Below are 21827 nucleotides of genomic sequence, written 5' to 3'. Positions count from 1 at the left end.
CCGCACTCATCGCCACCCACCGAACTCGCCGGGATGCTCATGCAACCCTGGAACCCCTGGGCGGATCAAGCCCCGGAGCTCCTTACATGACCCGGCGCGCTTTCAGCGGCGCGCAGGGCCTCGCGGGTGGTGTTTACGCGCTGAGCGGACTCGGGAATCGCGAGGCGCCTCGGGGGCGCTGACTCCGGGGACGAAGGAGGAACCCCCGGATGGCGATGATGGGTGGGGGCTTCGGCCCTGGCATGATGACGTCGCTGCGGCGCGACGAGTCGGTCACGAAGCAGCGGCTGCGGCCCGGCACGGTGCGGCGCATCGCGCGCTACGCGCGGCCCTACACCCGGCAGATCGCGGCGTTCCTGGCGCTCGTCGTGGCCGGTGCCATGATCGTGATCGCCAACCCGCTGCTGATGAAGGCGATCATCGACGACGGCATCCTGCCCAAGCGGCCCGGCATGGTCGTCGGGCTGGCCGTGGCGATCGCCGGGCTCGCGGTGGTCGACGCCGGGCTGACGCTCGTGCAGCGGTGGTTCTCCTCCCGCATCGGCGAGGGGCTGATCTACGACCTGCGCACCGAGGTGTTCGACCACGTCCAGCGCATGCCGGTGGCATTCTTCATGCGCGCCCAGACCGGCGCGCTGGTCAGCCGGCTCAACACCGACGTGATCGGCGCCCAGCGGGCGCTGACCAGCACCCTGTCGTCCGTGGTGTCCAACGTCGTCAGCCTGGTCCTGGTGCTGGGCGCGATGCTGGTGCTGTCGTGGCAGGTGACGCTGGTCGCCCTGGTGCTGCTGCCGATCTTCATCGTGCCCGCCAAGTTCGTCGGCCGCCGCATGTCGGTGCTGACCCGCGAGCAGATGCAGCTCGACGCCGAGATGAGCTCGGTGACCACCGAGCGGTTCAACGTGGCCGGCGCGATGGTGGCCAAGCTCTACGGCCGCCCGGAGGACGACGCCGAGGTGTTCGGCCGGCGGGCCGCCCGGGTGCGCGACGTGGGCGTGACCGTCGGCATGTACGGCACCGTGTTCCGGGTCGCGCTCGGCCTGATCGCCGCCCTGGCCACCGCCCTCGTCTACGGCATCGGCGGCGTCCTTTCCGTCTCCGGCGCGTTCGAGCTGGGCACGCTGGTGGCCCTGGCCGCCCTCCTCATGCGCCTCTACGGCCCCCTCACGTCGCTGTCCAACGTGCACGTGGACGTGATGACCGCGCTCGTCAGCTTCGACCGCGTCTTCGAGATCCTCGACCTCAAGCCCATGGTGGCCGAGCGGCCCGGCGCCGTGCCGGTGCCCGGCGGGCCGGTCACGATCGAGTTCGACGACGTGAGCTTCCGCTACCCGGCCGCCGAGGAGGTCTCGCTGGCCTCGCTGGAGTCGGTGGCCAAGCAGGACACCAGCCCGTCCCACCCGGTGCTCAAGGGCGTGTCGTTCACCGCCGCCCCCGGCCGGCTCGTCGCGCTCGTCGGTCACAGCGGCGCGGGCAAGACCACGATCACCTCACTGGTGTCGCGCCTCTACGACGTCAACGAGGGCGCGGTCCGGGTCAACGGGCTCGACGTGCGCGACGCCACCCTCGACTCCCTGCGCGACACCGTTGGCGTGGTCATGCAGGACGCTCATCTCTTCCACGACACGATCGGGGCCAACCTCCGTTACGCCAGGCCCGGGGCGAGCGATGAGGAGATCTGGGAGGCTCTCAGGGCCGCGCAGATCGGTGAGCTCGTCGAGAGCCTGCCCGACGGGCTCGAGACCGTGGTGGGCGACCGCGGCTACCGGATGTCCGGCGGCGAGAAGCAGCGGCTCGCGCTGGCCAGGCTGCTGCTGAAGGCGCCGCGCGTGGTCGTGCTCGACGAGGCCACCGCCCACCTCGACTCCGAGTCCGAGGCGGCCGTGCAGGTGGCGCTGAAGACCGCGCTGAAGGGCCGCACGTCGCTGGTCATCGCGCACCGGCTGTCGACGATCAGGGAGGCCGACGAGATCCTCGTCGTGCACGACGGGCGCATCGCCGAGCGTGGCGGGCACGAGGAGCTGCTGGCGCGCGGCGGGCTCTACGCCGAGCTCTATCGCACCCAGTTCAGCTCTTCTGGTAGCCCAGCCGCGTGAGCTCCTCCCTGGCGACCTTCCGCACCAGCTCGAGGTCGTCGCGCCTGAGCCGGGTGCGCCAGGCGCCGACCTTGGGCACGGCGGCGCCGTACAGGATGGCCTTCGACACCCGTGTCTCCAGGAACTCCGTGAGCGTCGCCGCCGACTGCGGCGGCTTGCCGACCAGGTCCTCGTAGCGCAGCGTCAGGAGCTGGCCCTCGGGCAGGGCCCGGCGCAGCTCGGCGCTCAGCCGGACGGCGCTGCGCCAGCGCAGCGCGCTCTTGCCCGCCGCCGGCATGCCCTTCCAGCGTTCGAGGTGCTCGTCCTTGTTGACGCCCAGGAACGCGTTGGGGAACTCGGTCTGGTCCGACAGCATGGACGGCTTGAACCAGGCCAGGCACGCCGGGTCGGCCAGCATGTCGGACACCACGTCCCTGCCGTCGCGGATGAGCTGGACGAACCGGGCGTCGGGGAACGCCTGCAGCAGCACGGGCGCGCTGTAGATCAGGTCGGGGCTGCCGTCGCCGAACCGGGTGACGTCGGCGACCGACACGCAGGGACCGGTGCCGGTGACCCCGCCCGCGTCCCGGCACGGTTCGGCGCACGTGCCGCAGGAGCGGGGCAGCACCTGCCAGGACTCGGCGAGCGCGTCGCGCATGACGCGCACGGCTCCCGACGTGCGGGCGATGGACGGCTTGCGGGCGAAGGCGTACAGCACGTGCGCCACGCTCGCGCGGCCCATCGTCACGTGGAAGCCCGGCGAGCGTTTCAGGGCGCGGGCCAGCAGGTCCGCGCCGGAATGCGGAGCACCGAGCAGAAAGACCGGCCGGCGGACTTTGATGCCGTTGACCACGAGTATGTGGGGCGGAAGTCGCATACGAGGGACAAGTGTGACACCGTTTCCCACGTGAACGAGCCAACCCCGGTGTCGGTCCTTACTGGAGCGGGCGTCTCCACCGACTCCGGCATCCCCGACTTCCGCGGGCCGCAGGGCGTCTGGACCAGGAATCCGCAGGCCGAGGCCAATGCCACGATCGACCGCTACGTGGCCGACCCCGACGTCAGGCGCGGCTCGTGGCGGGCCAGGCTCGAATCGCCGGCCTGGGACGCCCGCCCGAACGCGGCGCATCACGCGCTGGTCGACCTGGAGCGGGCGGGGCTGCTGCGCGCCCTCATCACCCAGAACATCGACGAGCTGCACCAGCGGGCGGGGTCGTCGCCGGAGAAGGTCATCGAACTGCACGGCACCATGCACCGCGCCGAGTGCCTGTCCTGCGACCTGATCACGCCCATGAGCGAGGTGCTGGCCCGCGTGGAAGCGGGTGAGGCGGACCCGCCGTGCCCGCGCTGCGGCGGCGTCCAGAAGTCGAACACGATCTCGTTCGGCCAGTCGCTCAAGCCCGAGGTGCTGGACGCGGCGCTGCGCGCCGCCCGCTCGTGCCGGGTGTTCGTGGCGGTGGGCACCTCGCTGACCGTGCACCCCGCCGCGGGCCGTGCGGCGAGGCGCTCGACGCCGGCGCCCGGCTGGTGATCGTGAACGCCGAGCCCACGCCCTACGACCCCTTCGCCGATCAGGTGATCAGAGAGCCGATCGGCCAGGCGCTGCCCACGCTCGTCAAGGAGTTGATCGATGCAGCAAGGTGACACCGTCGCGATCGTCTCGCCGTCGGGGCCGGCCGCCGCCGTCCTGCTCGGGCGGGGCGTCGAGCGGATCGAGGGACTCGGGCTGAAGGTGGTGACCGGAGCGCACGCGCTCGACCGCCAGCGGCTCGACTACCTGGCCGGCGACGACGCCGCGCGGGCCGCCGACCTGCAGGCGGCCTGGTGCGACCCGGCCGTCTCCGCGGTGTTCTGCTCCCGCGGCGGCTACGGCGCGGGCCGGCTCCTCGGCCTGCTCGACTGGGACGCCATGCGGGCGGCCGGGCGCAAGGTGCTCATCGGCTCGAGCGACATCACGGCGCTGCACAACGCGTTCGCCATCGAGCTGGGCGTGCCGACGGTGCACGGGCCGATGGTCGCCTGTGACGTCATCGCCGGTGACGAGCACGGGCCCGAGCCGCTGACCTGGGAGAGCCTGCGGGCCGCCCTGTTCGGCGCGTCCGAGCCCGTCCGGGGTGACCGGGTGCTGGCGCCGGGGCGGGCCGAGGGCGTGCTGACCGGCGGGAATCTGTCGCTGCTCGCCTCGATGTGCGGCACCCGCTGGCAGCCGTCGTTCGAGGGCAGGATCGCGTTCCTGGAGGACGTGGCCGAGGAGCCGTACCGGATCGACCGGATGCTCACCCAGTTGCTGCAGGCGGGGGCCTTCGACGGGGTGCGGGGGATCGCGCTCGGGTCGTGGGTGGGGTGCGGGGATCCGTACCCGGTGCTGGAGGACCGGCTGGGGTCGCTCGGCGTGCCCGTGGTGGCCGGGCTCGCGGCCGGACACGGGTCGCCGCAGATGAGTCTGTGGTTGGGTGAGCTTGGTGTTATCGATACCGAATCGTGCTCCCTAGCTGGTCCGATCCGCGATGGCGAGCAGGCAAGGTAGGGGGGACGAATCCGACAGAAAGGGACACGGCGCGTGAACTTGTTCGGGCGTGACCGAGAGCCCTCGCGCCGGCCGATCGAGGACGTCGACCTCGACTCGTTGCTCGCGCTCGTCGCGGAGTCCCTTGGATACTCCTTCGAGTTCGCCCATGACGGGTCCTCCGTGACGCTCAAGGGCGACGGCGAACTGGTCGTCAAGCTCACGGGGCTGCGGCGCGAGGCCGGGCGCAGGGCCAGGGAGGACTGGCCGATGCTCGTCTCCGAGCACCTCGTGCACGCCGTCGCCACCGCCGGCGACCGGCTGGACGTGTGCGACCTGCGGCAGGCCGGGCCGCTGCTGCGGACCCGCGTGGAGGCCGTGGACGAGGTGGCCGACCTGACCCGCGTCGTGGGGCGCCACCTCAACGCCGACCTGGTCGAACTGCTCACCGTGGGCACGCGCGCCGTGCGGCCCGAGGAGGCCGGGTGCTGGCCGCTGCCGTCGGGGCAGGCGCTCGACCTGGCCGTGGCCAACGTCGGCCGCGAGGAGCGGCTGGTGACCGAGCTGATCGAGCTGTCGGGCACGCCGGTGACGCGGCTGACGGCCGCCGGCCCTTACGCCGCCACGCATCTGCGGTGGCTGGGCGACTATCTCGCCGTGCCGGCGGACGGGGTGCTGGTGGTGCTGCCGGACCCGTACACGCTGCTGGTGCATCCGGTCGACGGGATCGGGGTGGTGCGCGCCATCGAGCGGCTGCGGGTGCACGCGGAGCGTACCGAGGGGCTCAGCTCGCAGGTGTACTGGTGGCACGAGGAGCGGCTGACGCTCATCAAGGCCGACCTTGTCACGCAGGGCGGGCACACCCGGCTCGTGGTGGCCCCGCCGCCGGAGTTCGCCCGCGTGCTGGCCCGCCTGGCCGTCTGAACCCCGCGCCGTCTCCGACGGACCTCCGGACGGCGGCCGGGGGTGTCCCCGGCCGCCGGTGGGTGTTCAGGGACGGTCGACGTAGTCGCGCAGGTGGATGGCGGTGAGAGAGTCGCCCTTGGCGACCAGTTCGGCCGGGGTGCCGGAGAAGACGACCTGGCCGCCGTCGTGGCCGGCGCCGGGACCGAGGTCGACGATCCAGTCGGCGTGAGCCATGACGGCCTGGTGGTGCTCGATCACGATGACCGAGTTGCCGTCCTCGACCAGCCGGTCGAGCAGGGCCAGGAGCTGGTCCACGTCCGCCAGGTGCAGCCCGGTGGTGGGCTCGTCCAGCACGTACGTGCTGCCGTTCCTGGCCATGTGGATGGCCAGCTTGAGCCGCTGCCGCTCCCCGCCGGACAGCGTCGTCAGCGGCTGGCCGAGCCCCAGGTAGCCGAGGCCGACGGAGACGAGCCGGTCGAGGATCGTGCCGGCCTGGCCGGTGGGGAAGAAGTCGCGGGCCTCGGAGATCGGCATCTCCAGGACCTCGCTGATGTTCTTGCCGCGCAGCCGGTACGTCAGCACCTCCGGCGTGAACCGCTTGCCCTCGCACTCCTCGCACACCGACGCCACCTCGGCCATCATGGCCAGGTCGGTGTAGATGAGCCCGATGCCCTTGCAGGCCGGGCAGGCGCCCTCGGAGTTGGCGCTGAACAGGCCCGGCTTGACCCCGTTGGCCTTGGCGAACGCCGTGCGGATCGGGTCGAGCACCCCCGTGTACGTGGCCGGGTTGCTCCTGCGCGAGCCTCGGATCGGCGACTGGTCGGCCACCACCACGCCGTCCAGGCCCGCCACGTGGCCGTGGATCAGGGAGCTCTTGCCCGACCCCGCCACGCCGGTGACCACGGTCAGGACGCCGAGCGGGATGTCCACGCTCACGTCGCGCAGGTTGTGCAGGGTGGCGTTCCTGATGGGCAGGTGGCCGGTGGGCCGGCGGACGTCGTCGCGCAGGCGTACGCGGTGGTCCAGGTAGCGGCCGGTCAGCGTGCCCGAGGAGCGCAGCCCGGTCAGGTCGCCCGCGAAGCAGAGCCGCCCGCCGTCCTTGCCCGCGCCCGGGCCCAGGTCCACGACGTGGTCGGCGATCGCGATCGTCTCCGGCTTGTGCTCGACCACGAGCACCGTGTTGCCCTTGTCGCACAGTTGCAGCAGCAGGTTGTTCATCCGCTGGATGTCGTGCGGGTGCAGGCCGGCCGTGGGCTCGTCGAAGACGTACGTGACGTCGGTCAGGCTGGAGTTGAGGTGGCGCACCATCTTCACCCGCTGCGCCTCGCCACCCGACAGCGTGGACGACTCGCGGTCGAGGCTGAGATAGCCGAGGCCGATCTCGACCAGCGAGTCCAGCGTCGAGCGCAGCCCGTCGAGGACCGGGCCCACGGTGGGGTCGCCGATGCCGCGCACGAAGTCGGCCAGGTCGTTGATCTGCATGGCCGAGCAGTCGGCGATGTTCCTGCCCTGGATGAGCGAGGCGCGGGCGGCCTCGTTGAGCCGGGAGCCGCCGCAGGCGGTGCAGGGGGCGAGCTTGACCGCCCGGTCGGCGAACGCGCGCGCCGCCGTCTGCATCGACTCGCGGTCCTTGCCCAGGTAGCTCCGCTTGACCCGGGGGACGAGGCCCTCGTAGGTGAAGTTGTTGGAGCCGTACTTGAGCTTCGTGGCGGGTTTGTGGAGGAGGTCCTCCCACTGCTGCGCGGTGAAGTCCTTCAGCTTGACGGCGGGGTCGAACAGGCCCGAGCCGGCCACGACCTGCCAGGGCCAGCTGTCCACCGTGTACCCGGGGGCCTTGATGGCGCCCTCGTTCAGCGACAGCTCCCGGTCGACCAGTTCGTCCACGTCGATCTCGGACGCCTTGCCCAGACCCTCGCAGCCGGGGCACATGCCCTCGGCCAGGTTGAAGCTGAAGGCGGAGGCGGAGCCGGCATGGGGCTCGCCGATCCGGCTGAAGATGATCCGCAGCATGGTGTGGGCGTCGGTGGCGGTGCCCACGGTGGAGCGGGCGTTGGCGCCCATCCGCTCCTGGTCCACGATGATCGACGCGCTCAGGTTGCGCAGCGCGTCGACGTCGGGGCGGGCCAGGCTCGGCATGAACGCCTGGATGAACGCCGTGTACGTCTCGTCGATCAGCCGCCGGGACTCCGCGGCGATCGTGTCGAAGACGAGTGAGGACTTGCCGGAGCCGGACACTCCGGTGAAGACGGTGAGCCGCCGTTTGGGGATGTCCAGGGAGACGCCCTTGAGGTTGTTCTCCCTGGCGCCACGGACCTGGATGTTGTCGTGGCTGTCCGCGGCGGTGTGGTCGCGGGGCTGGACGGTGCTTGCCTGGTGGCTGGAGCGCACGGAACCTTCCATCGTCGGCCGACTTTTTATGCTGTAAGGGGATAGCCGGGACAGCTTACATCGGCCGAGGAGCGTCGGCGCATCCCAGCAAGTGGTGAAATCACAGCGAAAGTCGGGCGACAGGCCCCCGCAAGGTTCCGGGCGGCCTCCCGGCCCGCCGGGGCGTGGCGGGCCGGGACGGGCCGGATCAGGCCGACAGCGGGTTGACGGCCCTGTGGTGCAGGCCGATCACGGGGATCTCGTGCAGGCTGCCCGAGTACAGGAACTGCGTCATGCCGATCAGCAGCCGCCGTACGTCGTCCTGGGGGCGTACGACCAGGCGCAGGAACTGGCTGGTGGTGCCCAGCTTGTTGCCGCACTCACGGACGTACACGCCGTGCTCGGTGAGCAGGTGGTCGCGTAAGGGCACGCCGTCGTGCCCCGGCGGCAGCTTCACCAGCAGGAAGTTGCCCTGCGAGGCGAACACCGACAGCCCCGGCATGGTGCTGAGCTGCTGGAACATCGCCCGCCTGTCACTGCTGAGCCGTCTGAGGCTCTCCTCGTACTCGCCCATGAACTGCCGCATCATGAACACCACGACCTCGGCGAACGAGTTCAGGTTCCATTTGGGCAGGGCGTCGCGTACGCGCCCGGCCAGCGCCGGGTTGGCGACCATGTAGCCGAAGCGGATGCCGTGCAGGCCGAAGTTCTTGCCCAGGCTGCGCAGCACGATCACGTTCGGCCGGACCGCCGCCTCCGCGGCCACGCCCGGATACGGCTCGGCGTCGACGAAGTCGCCGAACGACTCGTCCACGATCACCAGGTCCAGGTCGATGAGCTCGTCGAGCAGGCGCAGGACCTCGTGTTTGGGCAGATAGCCTCCGTCGGGGTTGTTCGGGTTGCAGATCACCGCCACGCGGGAGCCGCGCATGCGGATGAACGAGACGTAGTCGTTGACGTCGAGGGCGAAGTTGCGGCCCTCCAGCAGCGGATACATGTCCACCCGTTTGCCGGTCTCCAGCGGCTGGTCGGTCCAGCGGCCGAACGTGGGGATCGGCACCGCCAGGCTCTCGCGCACCAGCAGGTGGTCGATCCAGGTGATCAGCTCGGTGGAGCCGTTGCCCATCGCGACGGTCTTCGGGTGGAGCCCGAGCGTGGAGCAGAGCTCCTCGGTGATCGTGCCCGCGTCGCTGGGATAGAACTTGAGGATCGTCTCCAGATTTCTCCCGAGATGCTCGAAGATGTCCGGCGTTGGAAAATATGGGTTGCACGGGATGCAGAAGTCCACCGGGGCGCGCTCTCCCGAGGAGCTGCGCATAAGTGAGAAGTACGACGGGCTGTGCGCCTGCGCCCGCAAGAGACTGAGCTCCACGACACCTCCATGGACCTTTTCGACGTGTGTAGGTACGCGCCGCAGGAGGTTGTGGTTCATGATGTTTCGTCCGACCTTGTCCGAGCATTGCCGGACGGCTTCCCCGTACGGGGCTGACCGAGCTCTCCTGGGTCCATCGACCGGCGCCAGGGGAGGGACGTCATGGACACCGAGCGCGCGTGCGGACCCAATGACGGGGGCGGCGGCGAATCGGACTGGGGCGAGGAGGACGGCGACGACGGTTCACTCGCCCCGGTTCGCTGAGTCGTTCACTCCGGTCCGCTGAGGCGGGGGAGCACCGCGTCCGGGTCGGCCTGCAGACGGGTCTGCCAGCCCCGCAGCCGGCCTGGACGCGCCCGGATCGGGGTGCGCGTCACCTCCGACAGCCACGACAGCGTCGCCCACGCCACGCGTACCGTCTGGTCGAAGACCTCGCCGGGCAGATGCGGCACCTGCGCGGGCAGCATCTCCTCCTGCGTGCCCCGCGGCGGCGGCACGCGCAGGAAGAGATCGTGCCCGGCGGGGCGCTCCGCCCGCGCGAGATGCCGGGCGAGCCCGTCGTAGTGCCCGGCGATGCGCCGGCTCTGGCTCTCGCCGTCGTGACGGCCGGGCGCGTAGTCGCCCTCGATCCGCCGGCCCCACCAGCGCAGGTACGCCCCCGGCGGGCGGGCCGTGACGATCCTGGCGGGGGTGGCGAGCAGCGCGCGCACCTCGGGCTCCGACAGCCCGCCCGCGTCGGCGACGAAGGCCGCCGGGCGGACCAGGACGACCGCCGGCCACGGCTCGCGCTCGGCGTCGCGGCGGGCGATGTGCTCGGCGACGGCCATCCAGCTCCGGTTGCGGGAGCGTACGGCGTCGATGGGGACCGCGCCGATGCGGCCCGACCTGGTCACCAGGATGTTCTTCCGGACCAGGACGAACTGCCAGCCGAGCGCCTCGGCCAGCAGCGCCGCGGCCACGCCCGTCCCATGTCGGCCGCCGATCATCACGATCGTCCTCGGCTCCGGGCACGTCCACGGCACGGTCCCGGCGGGGAACTGGCGGCCGCTGATGGCGCACTGCACGAGCAGGTGCGCCGGCCAGTCCCTGGCCGCCTGCCGCCAGGTCCGCTGGCCCGCGCCGCCCTGCCAGGCGTACTCCTGGCCGTTGTTCAGCCGGCGCCGCGTCCTGGCCCGCAGCTCCAGCCTGACCAGGGCGAACTCGTCGTGCGGGCCCCGCGGCACGTGCAGGGCGGAGGCGGCCGCCAGCGCCGCCAGCTCGCGCTCCGGCAGCGCGCGCACGCCGGGCCGCGGGCCCAGCTCGGCGACGGTGGCCGTCGCCGCGCGGTAACGGTCTCCTGAGACCACCTGCGACAGCCGGGTCTCGAACCGCTCGGCCGCGGCCGGGTCGTCGAGCAGGAGCTGCGCGGCCATGACCGGCGCGGCCGGCGCCGGCTGGGCGAGCTGCGCCAGGTACGGCTCCGCCTTCTCCAGCGTGCCCACCGCCCGCCTCATCTCGTCGGCCAGCGCGGCCAGCTCCTGCGCCGACAGCTCGCTCTCCGGCAGCCACCCCATCGTGTGGAACAACTCCGCCACCGGCACACCCGCGTACAGCCCCAGATCCCGCAGGAAGTCGGGATGGATCGGCCGCTCGCCCTTGAGGATCCGCCGGACCAGGCTGTCGTCACGGCCGAGCCGGCGCGCGATCGCCGCCATCGAGGTCGGCTCGCCCCTGGCCGCCAGCGCCCGCATGCACCGCCCCGCGATCTCCAGAATGGGATTCTCCCCTGTCATCACGCCTCCATGCCAAATCGACCTGCGGAACGGGACAGGGTGGCCTTTTTGCACCTTAGGTCAATTCTTCAGAATTGACTCGGGGCACCGGGCAGAAGACCAAAGGGATGGCATGCATGGAGGGAAACCGCGTCGCTTACGGGATTGACACCGGCATGGCCGGCTGGATCCACGACGACGACGGCTGGGAACTCGGCGGGGCCAGATCGGAACCTTCTATCACCACTTCCATCACCACCGAAACCATGGAGCCGGTCGCGGCGGGGTAGTCGCGAGCTGCCACTCCGGCACCTCACCGCGCAGGTCACGGCTCCTGGACACTGGGCCCGCCCGCATCTCCTGGCGGGCGGGCCCAGACCATTCGGACGGCAATCGGGCGGGGTTACACTGGGCCGGCGTATTGGCTTCCTGGATAGAGAACGCCATGGCCGATGAATGGACGCGATCCGGGCGCACCACATCAGATCAGGTCACCGGCAGGAGCGGATTCGCCCGCGCGCTGACGACATTGCGGGAGCGCGCCGGGCTGACCGTCCGGGACGTCGCCAGGGCGGCCGGAATACCTGACAGCACGGCCGGGGATTATTTCGGCGGTGCGCATCTGCCGCCCGCGACCCAGCCGGATGTGCTGGTGCGCATCCTCGCGGCGTGCGGGGTGAACGATCCCGCCACGGTGGAGCTGTGGCTGGAGCGGCTCGCCGAGGTCCGCCGGGCGCCGGGGCGGCGGCCCGCCGGCGCGCCCAGCCCTTACCGGGGGCTGGAGAGCTTCCAGGCCGAGCACGCCGGCTGGTTCTACGGCCGGGACCGCGCCATCCGGCTCCTGCTGCACGAACTACGGGCCAGACTGCCGGGCCCTCCGATGCCTGGTGCTGCGCTGCCAGGCCATCCGATGTCCGGCGATGCGACGCCCGGGGATCCGATGCCTGGCGATGCGACGCCCGGCGATGGCGGGGGTGATGGCGACGGCGGTCGCGGGGCCGCCGACGTGGATGGCGACGTGGATGGCGACGTGGCTGCCGACGTGGCTGCCGACGTGGCTGCCGACGTGGATGGCGGCGGTGGTGGTGGTGATCGGGGCTGGGGGCCTCTGGTGGCCGTTGGGGCGTCGGGGTCAGGGAAGTCGTCGGTGTTGCGGGCCGGGTTGATTCCGGCGCTGCTGCGGGGCGACCTGGGGGTGGCCGGTTCGGACGGCTGGCCCGTGGTCCTGCTCACCCCCGGTGCCGACCCCCTGCGTACCCTGGCCGATCGGCTCCCGGAGAGCGGGATCGGCGTGAAGGAGTTGTGGGCCGAGCCGGAGCGGTGCGGCGAGTCGTGCCGGCGGGCCGCCGGGGACGGCCGGCTGGTGCTCGTGGTCGACCAGTTCGAGGAGGTCTTCACGGCCTGCGACGATCCCGCCGAGCGGCGGGCGTACGTGGACGCCCTGTGCGCGGCGGCGGCCGACCCGGACGCGCGCACCCTCGTCGTCCTCGGCGTACGGGCCGACTTCTACCCCCACGTCCTGCGCTTCCCCCGGCTGGCCCGCGCGATGCAGGAGGGCCAGGTCGTCATCGGCCCCATGACCGAGGACGAGCTGCGCGAGGCGATCGTCAGCCCCGCCAGGAAGGCCCGGCTCGGCATCGAGGACGGTCTGGTCGAGCTGCTCCTGCGGGACCTGCGGCCGCTCACCGCCGAAGGGGGCACCGGCGCGGCCCACGACGTGGGCGCGCTGCCGCTGCTGTCGTACGCGCTGCTGGCCACCTGGCAGCGCAGCCGGGGCCGCAGGCTCACCGTGCTCGACTACCGGGGCTGCGGCGGCATCAGCGGCGCCGTCGCCGACACCGCCGAGTCGGCGTACGCCGAGCTGCCGCCCGCCCAGCGCGACCTGGCCAGGCGGATCTTCATCCGGCTGGTCCACGTCGCCGAGGACATGGCGGACACGCGCCGCCGCCTGACGCGGGACCGGCTGCTGGCCGACTCCGGGCACGCGTCCCCGGAGGAGATCCAGAACGTCCTGGACACGTTCGTCGAACGGCGCCTGATCACCGCCGGCTCCGAGGCCGTGGAGATCACCCACGAGGCCCTCATCCACGCCTGGCCCCGGCTGCGGGCCTGGATCGACGCCGACCGGGCCGGGCTCATCGTCGCCCAGCAGTTCGCCGACGCCGCCGTCGCCTGGGAGCGCGAGGGGTACGACCCGGCCTCCCTCTATCGGGGCGCCCGGCTGGCCGCCGTGCGCGACTGGGCGGACAGCGGGCACCGGGACGAGCTGTCGTCCTCGACCCGCGACTTCCTGGCGGCCTCGATCGGGCTGGAGGAGGAGGGGCTGCTTGCGGGGCGGCGGCGTACGAGGAGGCTGCGGTCGCTGGTCGCGGTGCTGGCCACGCTCGTGCTGCTCACGGTGACGGCCACCGCGCTGGCCCTGCGCAGCCAGCGCACGCTCACCGAGGAGCGCGACATGGCCGTGTCCCGTCAACTGGCCGCCGACGCCAACCGGCTGCGTGACAGCGATCCGGGGCTGGCGGCTCAGGTGGCGCTGGTCGCGTACCGGGTGGCGCCCACGGTGGAGGCCCGGTCGAGCCTGCTGAGCGCGTACGGCGGGCCGTCGGTCACCCGGCTGCTCGGCCCGACCGGCGTACCGCGACGGGTGGCGTTCAGCCCCGACGGACGCTTCATGGCGACAAGCGACACCCATCCCTCCGCCACCACCCATCCCTCCGCCACCACCCATCCCGGCGGCACCCCCTCCAGCGTCGCGCCATCCACGGGCCCGCCATCCACGGGCCCGCCATCCACGGCCCCGCAGTCCGGTGCGGCGCCGACCACCGGCCCGCCCTCGCTGGGCCCGCCGTCCACCGGCCCGCAGCCCGGGAGCGCGCCGTCCGGTGTTGCGCCGTCAGGGAGTGCGGGGGACGGGGGTGCGGTGTTGCGGTTGTGGCGGGTCAGTGGTGATCGGGCACCGGTCGCGCTCGGCACGCCCGTGAGCGGCGAGCCGTTGCGGACGCTCGTCTTCAGCCCGGACGGCCGCACGCTGGCCGCCTTCGCCGCAGCGGGGACGCTCCGGTTCTGGTCCGCCGACCCCGCGAGGCCGGTCCCGGTCAGCGAGCCCGTTCCCGCTCCCGCCGGCCCGGCCCCCGCCTTCAGCGCGGACGGCCGCGTCCTGGCCGTGGGAGGCGCGGACGGCACCGTGACCGTCTACGACGTCGCCGACCCTCGCCGTCCCCGGCGCCTCGGTGAGCCCCTGACCGGCCACACGGAGGCGGTGCAGACGCTCGCGTTCGGTCCTCGGGGCAGGCTGCTGGCCGCCGGCAGCGCCGACCACACGGTACGCCTGTGGGACCTGACCGATCCGGCGCGGCCCGCCCGGATAGGCACGCCCATCACCGGCTCCAGCAGCGTCCTGCACGTGACGTTCTCCCCGGACGGCGGAACCCTCGCGGTGGCCGCCAGCGGCGAGGAGAAGACCGTCCGGCTCTACGACGTGACCAGGCCCGGACGGCCCGCCCGCCTCGGCGCCCCCATCGAAGGCCCCGCCGGCCTGGTGAACTTCGCCGACTTCAGCCCTGACGGCAAGACCCTGGCCGTGGCCAGCTCCGACAACAAGGCCTGGGTGTGGGACCTGGCCACCCGCCGGACGATCGCGCTCCTGCCGCACCCCGCGCCGGTCGCCGAGGCGCGCTTCCTCGGCGACGACCGCGGGCTCATCACCACCGCCGAGGACGGCACCACCCGCCTCTGGACGCTCCCCGGCCCGCTGATCACCGACCCGAAGGACACCGTGTTCACCGCCGCCATCGGCGCGGACGGCCGGCGCCTGCTCGTGGGCGCCGACGGTGCCGACGAGACGGTCAGGCTGTACGACATCGCCGACCCGCGTCACCCGGTCCCGCTCAGCCCGCCGATGAGCGTACCGACCGGCCTCGGCCTGTCCGGGGCCGCGGCGCAGAGCCCCGACGGAGGGCTCGTCGCGGCCGGCACCCTCGACGGCCCCGTCCACCTGTTCGACGTCACCGATCCGCGACGCCCCGCACGGCAGCCGCGCCCGCTGACCGGCGCGAGCGAGAACATCGAATCGGTGGCCTTCGCCCCCGACGGCCGCACCGTGGCCGCCGCCAGCGACGACGGCACACTGCGGCTGTGGGACGTCACCGACCCCGCCGCACCGGTCCCGCTGGCCACGCTCGAGGACGCCGGCGCCAACGTGTACGCCACCGCCTTCAGCGCCGACGGCCGCCTGCTCACCGCCGGGAGCGGCGACACCAACGCCTACCTGTGGGACGTCACCGACCGCGCCCGCCCCGTCCGCGTGGCCCCACCGCTGACCGGCCACACCCAGGAGGTCTACTCCGTGGCCCTCGATTCCCGCGCGGGCCTCCTGGCCGCCGGCGGCGCGGACAAGACGATCCGCCTGTGGGACATCCGCGACCCCCGCCGCCCCCGCCCCGTGGGCAGGCCGCTCACCGGGCCCAACAACATCGTCTACTGGCTCAGCTTCAGCCCCGACGGCGGCCTCCTCGCCGCCGGCAGCGGGGACGGCACCGTCTGGCTGTGGGACATGCGCTCACCCGAACGGGCCACCACGTACGCGAACCTGGCCGGGCTGTCCAACTCGGTGTGGATGGTCGGCTTCAGCCCCGACGGGAAGATCCTCGCCGCCGGCGGAGCCGACAAGTCGGTACGGCTGTGGAGCATGGACGCCGAACGCGTCGCGGCCCACGTCTGCGCCGTCGCCGGAGACCCGATCACGGTCGCGGAATGGAACCGGTATCTACCGGAACAGCCCTACGACCCGCCCTGCTGATAACCCTGCAGATCACTCTGGTGGGCGATTCTGCGGAGGGTGAGGACGGCGATGTCGTCGCGCGGCGCGGCCCTGGTGAAGGCCCGCAGGTCGGCGCCGAGCGCCGCGGCGAGGTTCGCGGGCGGGTCGCGCGCCCACGCCCGCAGCCGCTCCTCCAGCGGATAGAACGCGCCGCCGGGGTCGCGGGCCTCGGTGACGCCGTCGGTGCACAGCAGCAGCGTCGCCCCGACCGGGAAGGTGAAACGCGCGCCCTGCCGCCGCGCCGTCGTCAGCTCCGCCAGACCGAGGGGCACGGCGGACTCGCCCAGGTTCACCTGCCGGGCGTCGCCGCCGTAGATGAGGAACGGCGCGATGTGCCCGCAGTCGACCACCTCGACCACCGTTTCCGCGCCGATGTCGAGCACGAGGGCGGTGACCAGGCGCTCGGGCTCACCGGTCCGCGTGGCGAAGGAGTTCTGCCTGACCACGGAGTTCTCCAGGGCGTTCACGACGCCCGTGAGACGGTCTTCCCGGTAGGCCGCCTCCCTGAACGATCCCAGCACGGCCAGCGCGGTCCCGATCGCGGGCAGGCCCTTGCCCTGGACGTCCGCGATCAGCACCCTGGTGCCGCAGCGGGAGGGGGCGACGTCGTACATGTCGCCGCCCACCAGCGCGTCCTCCTCCACCGGCTGGTAGAGGCCATCGACGAGCACGTCCTTCGTACGCATCGGCAGCGGGCGCACGATCAGCCGCTGGAGGGCGGCGGCGGCCGAGCGCAGCCGGTAGACCTCCTCCTCGCGCCGCACGCGGTAGCGGCACCCCATCACGCTCAGCACGCCGAACACCGTCGTGAACCCGGCCGCCAGAAGATTGTCGTCCACCTCCCCGCCCAGGTACGCGGCGATCCCGGTCTCCACCAGCACCACCCACGCCGAGGCGACGATCGTCTGCCACACCGTGCCCAGACCCGAGACGATGGCGGGCAGGAAGATCAGCAGCGGCCACAGGCGCACCGCCGTGCCCGTGGTCACGTCGAGCGCGGCCACCACCGCGGTGACGAGGATGAGCCCCGCCCAGAACACCGGCGTACGGAGCCGGGAGGTGACCCCGCCCCGGCCCGCCCCGGGCAACGTGACGCCCCGCCGCCCATCATCCATCACCAGTCCCCGTCACCTCCCATGTCATCTTCTATCAGCCCGTTTCGCCGTCGCCGCCCGCTGGCGCGCGCCCTTGACCCCACCTTGCCCTGACGAATGAGAACGGCCCCCGAACTGCGCGGCAAAGCGATTTCCCGGAACGGCGGGAAGAAAACAGATCGCGTTTATTTGAATGCCCGTCGAAATTGTTGGCGATCTGGGCGGTCAAAGAGATCGCGGCCGGGCTTTGACGCTCTGTACAGGCAGGATAGGCAGATGAACTACGGAAAGTAAACAGTGGCGTCCCTTATGGCGGGGTTTGTTTGTGTTGGCGGCCCATTCTGCGTGGGTCGTGATCGACCGAATCGTGAACTCTCATTTTCTTCTAATCAGCGAACTCATTGACACAGAAAATTGATCTTGTAAGCATCTGAGTTGAGGCGCGCCACTTCCATTAATGCCAGGAAAGGAAGAGGTCCATATGGACATCGAACGCGCGGGAGCCGGGGCGGGTGACCGCGTGCGCCAACGCGACTGGACCCTGCTGCCGACCGTGGTCGTGCGGAGCGCGGGGTTCCCCTGGGCGCTGGTGCTATCCCTCGCCTACCCGAGGGCGGCGGAGGCGGCCGTGGCGGTCGTAGAGCTGGAGAGGCAGGCGCTCGACCTGCTCGCCGAGGGCGGGGAGGGCACGGCAGGCGTACCCGCCGGCCCGGCGGGAAGCGGGCGGCTGTCGCGCGGTCTGCGCGGCCGGCTGCGCGACCTGCGCCCCCTGCCCGCCGACGCCCTCGCGCCCGGCGACTGGCTGGCGGCCTGGAACAAGGTGACCGGCCTGCTGGAGGAGGCCAGGCTCACGCTGACCGGCATGGTCTCGGGGGACGCGGCGCTCGTACGGGCCGCCATGGCCGGCATCGTGGCCGACGAGCGGTTCCTCGACGCGCTCGTGTGCTCCTCGCCCGGCCTCTACCGGGACCTGCGGCGCGGTGGCAAGAGCGGCGAACCACGCCGCCAGATCGCCGCCCACCTGCAGGAGCTGTCGGCCAAGAGCGGGACGGCGGGCTGCTTCGGGCCGATCAACTACGCGACGATCGAGCCCGGCGGGGCCAGCGGCTACACCTGGGAGGGGCATCGCGAGTGCGCGCGGCGGATGGCGTACCCGGCCGCGCGGGTGGGCGAGGCGCTGCAGCAGCGCATCCTGGCCGACCCGGGGATCGTGGCGGGGCTGGTGCCGCGGCGCAAGACGTGGACGAGGGCCGTGCCCGACGGGGCCGCCTTCGTGGGGCACTGCGACGGCGAGCGTACGCTGGCCGAGATCGCCGCGGAGTCGGGCACGGGCATGGAACGGGCCTCGGCGGCGCTGGCCGTGGCGGTCCGCCGCGGGCTGCTCACCCACGACCTCTGCCCGCCCGCCACCATCCCCGACACCCTGGGCTGGCTCCGCGAACGGCTGGCCGCCGCCGGGGTGCGGATGACGCCGCAGCCCGCTCGTGGACCGGGGACTCCCGCGAGCCGCGGCCGGAGCCCGAAGCCCGCCGCCTCCGGCAGGGGGCTGCCGGACACCGTGTGCGAGTGCGGCTTCCGCCACGGCACGGCCACCCCGGGCCACGCGCTCCCGGATTCCGAGCGGCGGTCGGCGGACGACGGATGCGACCTCAAAGAGGGACAGGCCCCCACTCCGGACCCGTCCGCGCGTGGGGACGCGGGGGGTAGGTCCTCGCGCGGGGACGTGGGGGGCGCTTCTGGGGGTGGGGATGGGGCTCGTGCGTCTTCGTCGCGTAGGGATGGGGCGGGCGGGCCTTCGCGTGAGGACGCGGTGGGCAGGTCTTCGCGTGGGGATGCGGCCGGTACGTCGGCACGGGCGTCCGCGATGGCGTCGGGAGTGCCCGCGCAGCTCAGGCGGCCCGCGACCGGCCCACGGCCCGCGCCGGACGGCGAGTTGCCGCTCGGGCGGCGGGTCGGGGAGCTCGCCGAGCTCCTCGGGCAGTATCCCGCCGCCTCGCCCGACGTGAAGCTGGCCGTGCAGCGGCGGATCGAGGCCCTGGCCGGAGGCGGGGGGCGCGACGACGGGGTCATCGTGCACGAGGCCGCCGCAGGCACGTTGCAGGTGACGGCCGGCGGCGGGCTGGCGGCCGACCTCGAGAGCCGGGTGCCCCGGGTGCTCGACCTGCTCGCGGCGGAGGCCGAGCTGACGAGGCTGCGTACCAACCGGCTGCTGGCCGGGAGGCTCGGCGCCGGCACGTTCGAGCTGTCCCAGGCGCTGCGGGCGACCGGCGATCTGGAGATCCAGCACGCCGACCACCTCTCGGCACGGATCGCGGCCATCGTGCGCGACGCGCCGGCCGGGGCCACCGTGCTGAACCTCGCCGGGCTGCTGGACGAGCCCGCCCCGCCGGCCGCGCCGGTGCTCTGCACGGCCGACGTCATGGTGGCCGCGTCGTCGCTGCAGGCGTACGAGGCCGGCACGACCCCGCTGATCCTCGGCGACCTCCACGACGCCGTGCTGCTCACGCCGTGGGCGCTGCAGTTCCACGAGGAGGGCGCCGCCTGCCTGGCCGAACGTGACACCGAGATCAGGCGGGCGCTGTCCGGGTTCACCGCGCTCAACGTCATCTCCCGCCGTGCCAACGGGCTGGTGCCGCTGGAGCTGCCTGGGCCGGTGCTGGAGCTCGGCGGGGTGGCCGCCGACCCGCGCCGGCGCCGCGTCGGGATCGACGAGCTGTACGTGCACAGCGACGGCCGGCGTGCCCTCCTGCACGCCAAGGGCATGGAGGAGCCGCTGCTGTTCCACAACGGCGAGCACGACACCGCCCTGCACACCGCGCTGGCCCTGCCCAGAATCCGGCCGCTCCGGCTCGGAGACCTGCCCCGCGTGCCTCGGCTGACCTGGGACAACGTCGTCATCTCGCGGCGGCGGTGGCGGGTGGGACGGTCCTCGTTCGGGGCGCTCGGGCAGGCGGCGGGCGACCGCGAGCTGCTGGTCGCCATGGCCCGGCTGCGGGAGATCCACGATCTGCCGGTCACGTTCTTCGTCTCGTCGGCGCGCGAGCGCAGGCCGGTCTTCGTGGACACGCGCTCGCCCGCGCTCATCGAAGAACTGGGAAGGCTGGCGGACGCGGCCGACCGGCTCACGGTGACGGAGGCGCTGCCAGGGCCGGAGGGGTGCTGGCTGCGGGAGGGCGAGCAGCGCTTCACCGCAGAGCTGCGCTGCGTCTACCTGCGTCCCGCCCGGAGCACCCGCGCCGACCCCCAAGCCGGTACCCAAACCGACGCCCGCACTGACGTGCGCGCCGAGGTCCGTGGCGAGGTCCGTGGCGAGGTCCGTGCCGAGGCACGTTCCGGGCACCGGCACAGACAGGTGGGCTCGCCTTCCGGGGCGGGCGGGCCGGTGGAGGGGTGGGGTGGCGCGGCGGTGGGGGAGCCGTGTGATCAGGTCGTGGGCCAGGGGCGTCCCCGGCCGAAGGCGGCGCACCCGTACCCGTGGCCTGGAGAGGGCGGTTGATGGACCTGTACGTCGTGCCTCCGTTCACCGACTTCACCGCCGAGGTCGTGCCACCGGCCGGAGGCGAGGTGCTCGACCTCAACGAGCACCTCGTCCGGCGCCTGGCCGACCCCGCCCGGCTGCGGGCCGCCGCCGGCCACTCGCCGTCCGCCCTGGCGGCGGCGGCCGTCCTCGAACGGGCGGCGTACGACGACGCGCACCTCAGAGCGGTCGGCACGGCGCTGCGGCTGGCGGCCGACCCCGCCGTCCGGCTCACCATCGACGACCTGGAACTGGCCGAGGGCAGCACGCAGAGCAGCAGGGACGTGCTCGGCGCGGCCACCCGGTGCGAGCTGTTCGGCCCCGAGCTCGAGCTGGCCGAGCGGGCGGCCACCGGACGGCGGGCCCAGGTCGTGGTGGACGCCGCCCAGCAGCTCCCGGCCGCGTTCGCGCTCGTGCGCGCCCTGGGGGCGGAGCGGGTGACGCTGTGCGGGCGGCTGGTGGCCGAGCAGGTGGCGGCGCTGCGGCGCGTTCCCGCGCTGGCCGGGGTCGAATGGCGGGAATGGTCGCCCGAACGGGTGATCCGGCCCCACTGGCACGGTGGCACCGGCGAGCGCGTTCGCTGGGTGACCGGCAGGGACCTGCCGCCCCCGAGCGGCCCGTGGTCCGGCCGGCTGGACGCCGTACGGGTGGCGGCCTTCCCCCGCGACGCGCTGGCCCGCTGCCGCGGTCTGACGATCACCATGACCCGGATCGACTTCCTGGCCGCCGGGACCGGCCTGAACGGCATGACCGTCAACCTGCGGCGGCTGATGGCCGCGATCCCGCCCGAGACGCCGGTGACGTGCGAGCTGGCCGTCGGCGCGCCGGGGATGGCCGCCGGGGTCGTCGGGGAGTCGCTGGAACTGCTGGCCGACGGGGCCGGTGGGGTCCGGCTGGCCGGGCTGAGGCCGTACCGGATGGGGATCCGGTCGGTGTGGGCGGGGCAGAGCATGCGGTTCCCGCCGGAGGCGGGCAACGATCTGGCCCGGTGGATCGAGTTCGACGCGCCCGAGACCATGAGGGCCTACGAGGTGGCGGCCATGATCCGGCAGTGGCTCGCCCGGCTGCCCGGGCTGCCGCCCGGCAGGCTGGCCGCCTGCTCCGTCGCCGCGTCGGCACCGCCCGTGTACGCGTGGGATCCGTGTGAGCGGGTAGCCGCCGGGCTGGCTGGAAGGGGACACGGGTGACGTCGTTACAAGAATGGCGGGTTTCGACCGGTGGGGGAGAAATGGCCGTCGAGCTGTATCCGTGGGCGCTGGTGCGTACCACGGGATTGCCCGCACGCCTGCTCGATGGCCTGGGCCATCCTGACCTGCGGCGGCTCACCGAGCGGCTGCTCGCCGCCGACCGGCGGCTGGCGGGCGAGCGGAGCTCGTTCGAGCGGGCGGCGGCCCCGCTGCGGGGCGCCGTGCTGCGCCTG

Annotated in this window: 13 protein-coding genes and 1 pseudogene; 9 read left to right on the top strand and 5 right to left on the bottom strand. The window is 72.8% G+C overall.

Going from position 1 to position 21827, the window contains the following annotated elements:
* Window positions 1-209: 209 nt before the first annotated feature.
* The gene (locus AB0I15_RS64790) at window positions 210-2096 is read left to right on the top strand and encodes an ABC transporter ATP-binding protein (RefSeq protein WP_358120168.1); all 1887 of its coding nucleotides are present in this window, start codon (window positions 210-212) and stop codon (window positions 2094-2096) included.
* Here the strand turns inward: AB0I15_RS64790 and AB0I15_RS64785 are convergent.
* A complete protein-coding gene (locus AB0I15_RS64785; protein ID WP_358120165.1) occupies window positions 2068-2952 on the bottom strand; it encodes a sulfotransferase in 885 nt (294 codons plus the stop codon). The two genes, AB0I15_RS64790 and AB0I15_RS64785, sit on opposite strands and share 29 nt — an antisense overlap.
* 30 nt (window positions 2953-2982) lie before the next feature.
* Here AB0I15_RS64785 and AB0I15_RS64780 point away from each other — a divergent pair.
* The 3 genes and pseudogenes from AB0I15_RS64780 (at window position 2983) to AB0I15_RS64770 (ending at window position 5505) form a co-directional block, all read left to right on the top strand.
* Window positions 2983-3719 (top strand): annotated as a pseudogene (locus AB0I15_RS64780) (Sir2 family NAD-dependent protein deacetylase).
* The gene (locus tag AB0I15_RS64775; RefSeq protein ID WP_358120162.1) at window positions 3706-4602 is read left to right on the top strand and encodes an LD-carboxypeptidase; all 897 of its coding nucleotides are present in this window, start codon (window positions 3706-3708) and stop codon (window positions 4600-4602) included. The pseudogene AB0I15_RS64780 and the gene AB0I15_RS64775 overlap by 14 nt, the downstream one beginning before the upstream one ends.
* 33 nt (window positions 4603-4635) lie before the next feature.
* Window positions 4636-5505 carry a hypothetical protein gene (locus AB0I15_RS64770; protein ID WP_358120159.1) on the top strand — a complete coding sequence of 290 codons (870 nt, stop codon included), beginning with the start codon at window positions 4636-4638 and terminating at the stop codon, window positions 5503-5505.
* 66 nt (window positions 5506-5571) lie between these two features.
* Here AB0I15_RS64770 and AB0I15_RS64765 read toward each other — a convergent pair whose 3' ends face one another.
* From AB0I15_RS64765 to AB0I15_RS64755, 3 genes are all read right to left on the bottom strand, one after another.
* Window positions 5572-7875 carry an excinuclease ABC subunit UvrA gene (locus AB0I15_RS64765; protein WP_358120157.1) on the bottom strand — a complete coding sequence of 768 codons (2304 nt, stop codon included), beginning with the start codon at window positions 7873-7875 and terminating at the stop codon, window positions 5572-5574.
* Between the two features lie 187 nt (window positions 7876-8062).
* On the bottom strand, window positions 8063-9226 hold the full coding sequence (locus tag AB0I15_RS64760) for a histidinol-phosphate transaminase (RefSeq protein WP_358120154.1): 1164 nt from the start codon (window positions 9224-9226) through the stop codon (window positions 8063-8065).
* 269 nt (window positions 9227-9495) lie between these two features.
* Entirely contained in the window at window positions 9496-10998 is a 1503-nt protein-coding gene (locus AB0I15_RS64755) for a hypothetical protein (RefSeq protein ID WP_358120151.1), read from the bottom strand.
* Window positions 10999-11114: 116 nt separating this feature from the next.
* Here AB0I15_RS64755 and AB0I15_RS64750 point away from each other — a divergent pair, with 116 nt between their 5' ends.
* On the top strand, window positions 11115-11267 hold the full coding sequence (locus tag AB0I15_RS64750; RefSeq protein WP_358120148.1) for a hypothetical protein: 153 nt from the start codon (window positions 11115-11117) through the stop codon (window positions 11265-11267).
* A gap of 155 nt (window positions 11268-11422) precedes the next feature.
* A complete protein-coding gene (locus AB0I15_RS64745; RefSeq protein ID WP_358120145.1) occupies window positions 11423-15775 on the top strand; it encodes a helix-turn-helix domain-containing protein in 4353 nt (1450 codons plus the stop codon).
* Here the strand turns inward: AB0I15_RS64745 and AB0I15_RS64740 are convergent.
* Window positions 15757-16911 (bottom strand): PP2C family protein-serine/threonine phosphatase, encoded by a 1155-nt coding sequence (locus AB0I15_RS64740; protein ID WP_358120143.1) that lies wholly within the window; start codon window positions 16909-16911, stop codon window positions 15757-15759. The genes AB0I15_RS64745 and AB0I15_RS64740 overlap by 19 nt on opposite strands.
* A 460-nt stretch (window positions 16912-17371) precedes the next feature.
* Between AB0I15_RS64740 and AB0I15_RS64735 the strand changes: the two genes are divergently transcribed.
* The 3 genes from AB0I15_RS64735 to AB0I15_RS64725 all read left to right on the top strand — a co-directional run.
* Entirely contained in the window at window positions 17372-20386 is a 3015-nt protein-coding gene (locus AB0I15_RS64735) for a hypothetical protein (RefSeq protein ID WP_358120140.1), read from the top strand.
* Complete coding sequence (locus tag AB0I15_RS64730) at window positions 20386-21594, top strand: hypothetical protein (RefSeq protein WP_358120137.1); 1209 nt, start codon at window positions 20386-20388, stop codon at window positions 21592-21594. The genes AB0I15_RS64735 and AB0I15_RS64730 overlap by 1 nt, the downstream gene beginning before the upstream one ends.
* A 41-nt stretch (window positions 21595-21635) precedes the next feature.
* A partial coding sequence (locus AB0I15_RS64725) for a hypothetical protein (protein WP_358120135.1) occupies window positions 21636-21827 on the top strand: 192 nt, incomplete at its 3' end.

It is taken from the genome of Nonomuraea sp. NPDC050643 (genome assembly GCF_040654715.1).
Lineage (GTDB): Bacteria > Actinomycetota > Actinomycetes > Streptosporangiales > Streptosporangiaceae > Nonomuraea.
Note: the sequence above shows the minus strand (reverse complement) of the source record. Positions and strands in the feature narration are given on the sequence as shown.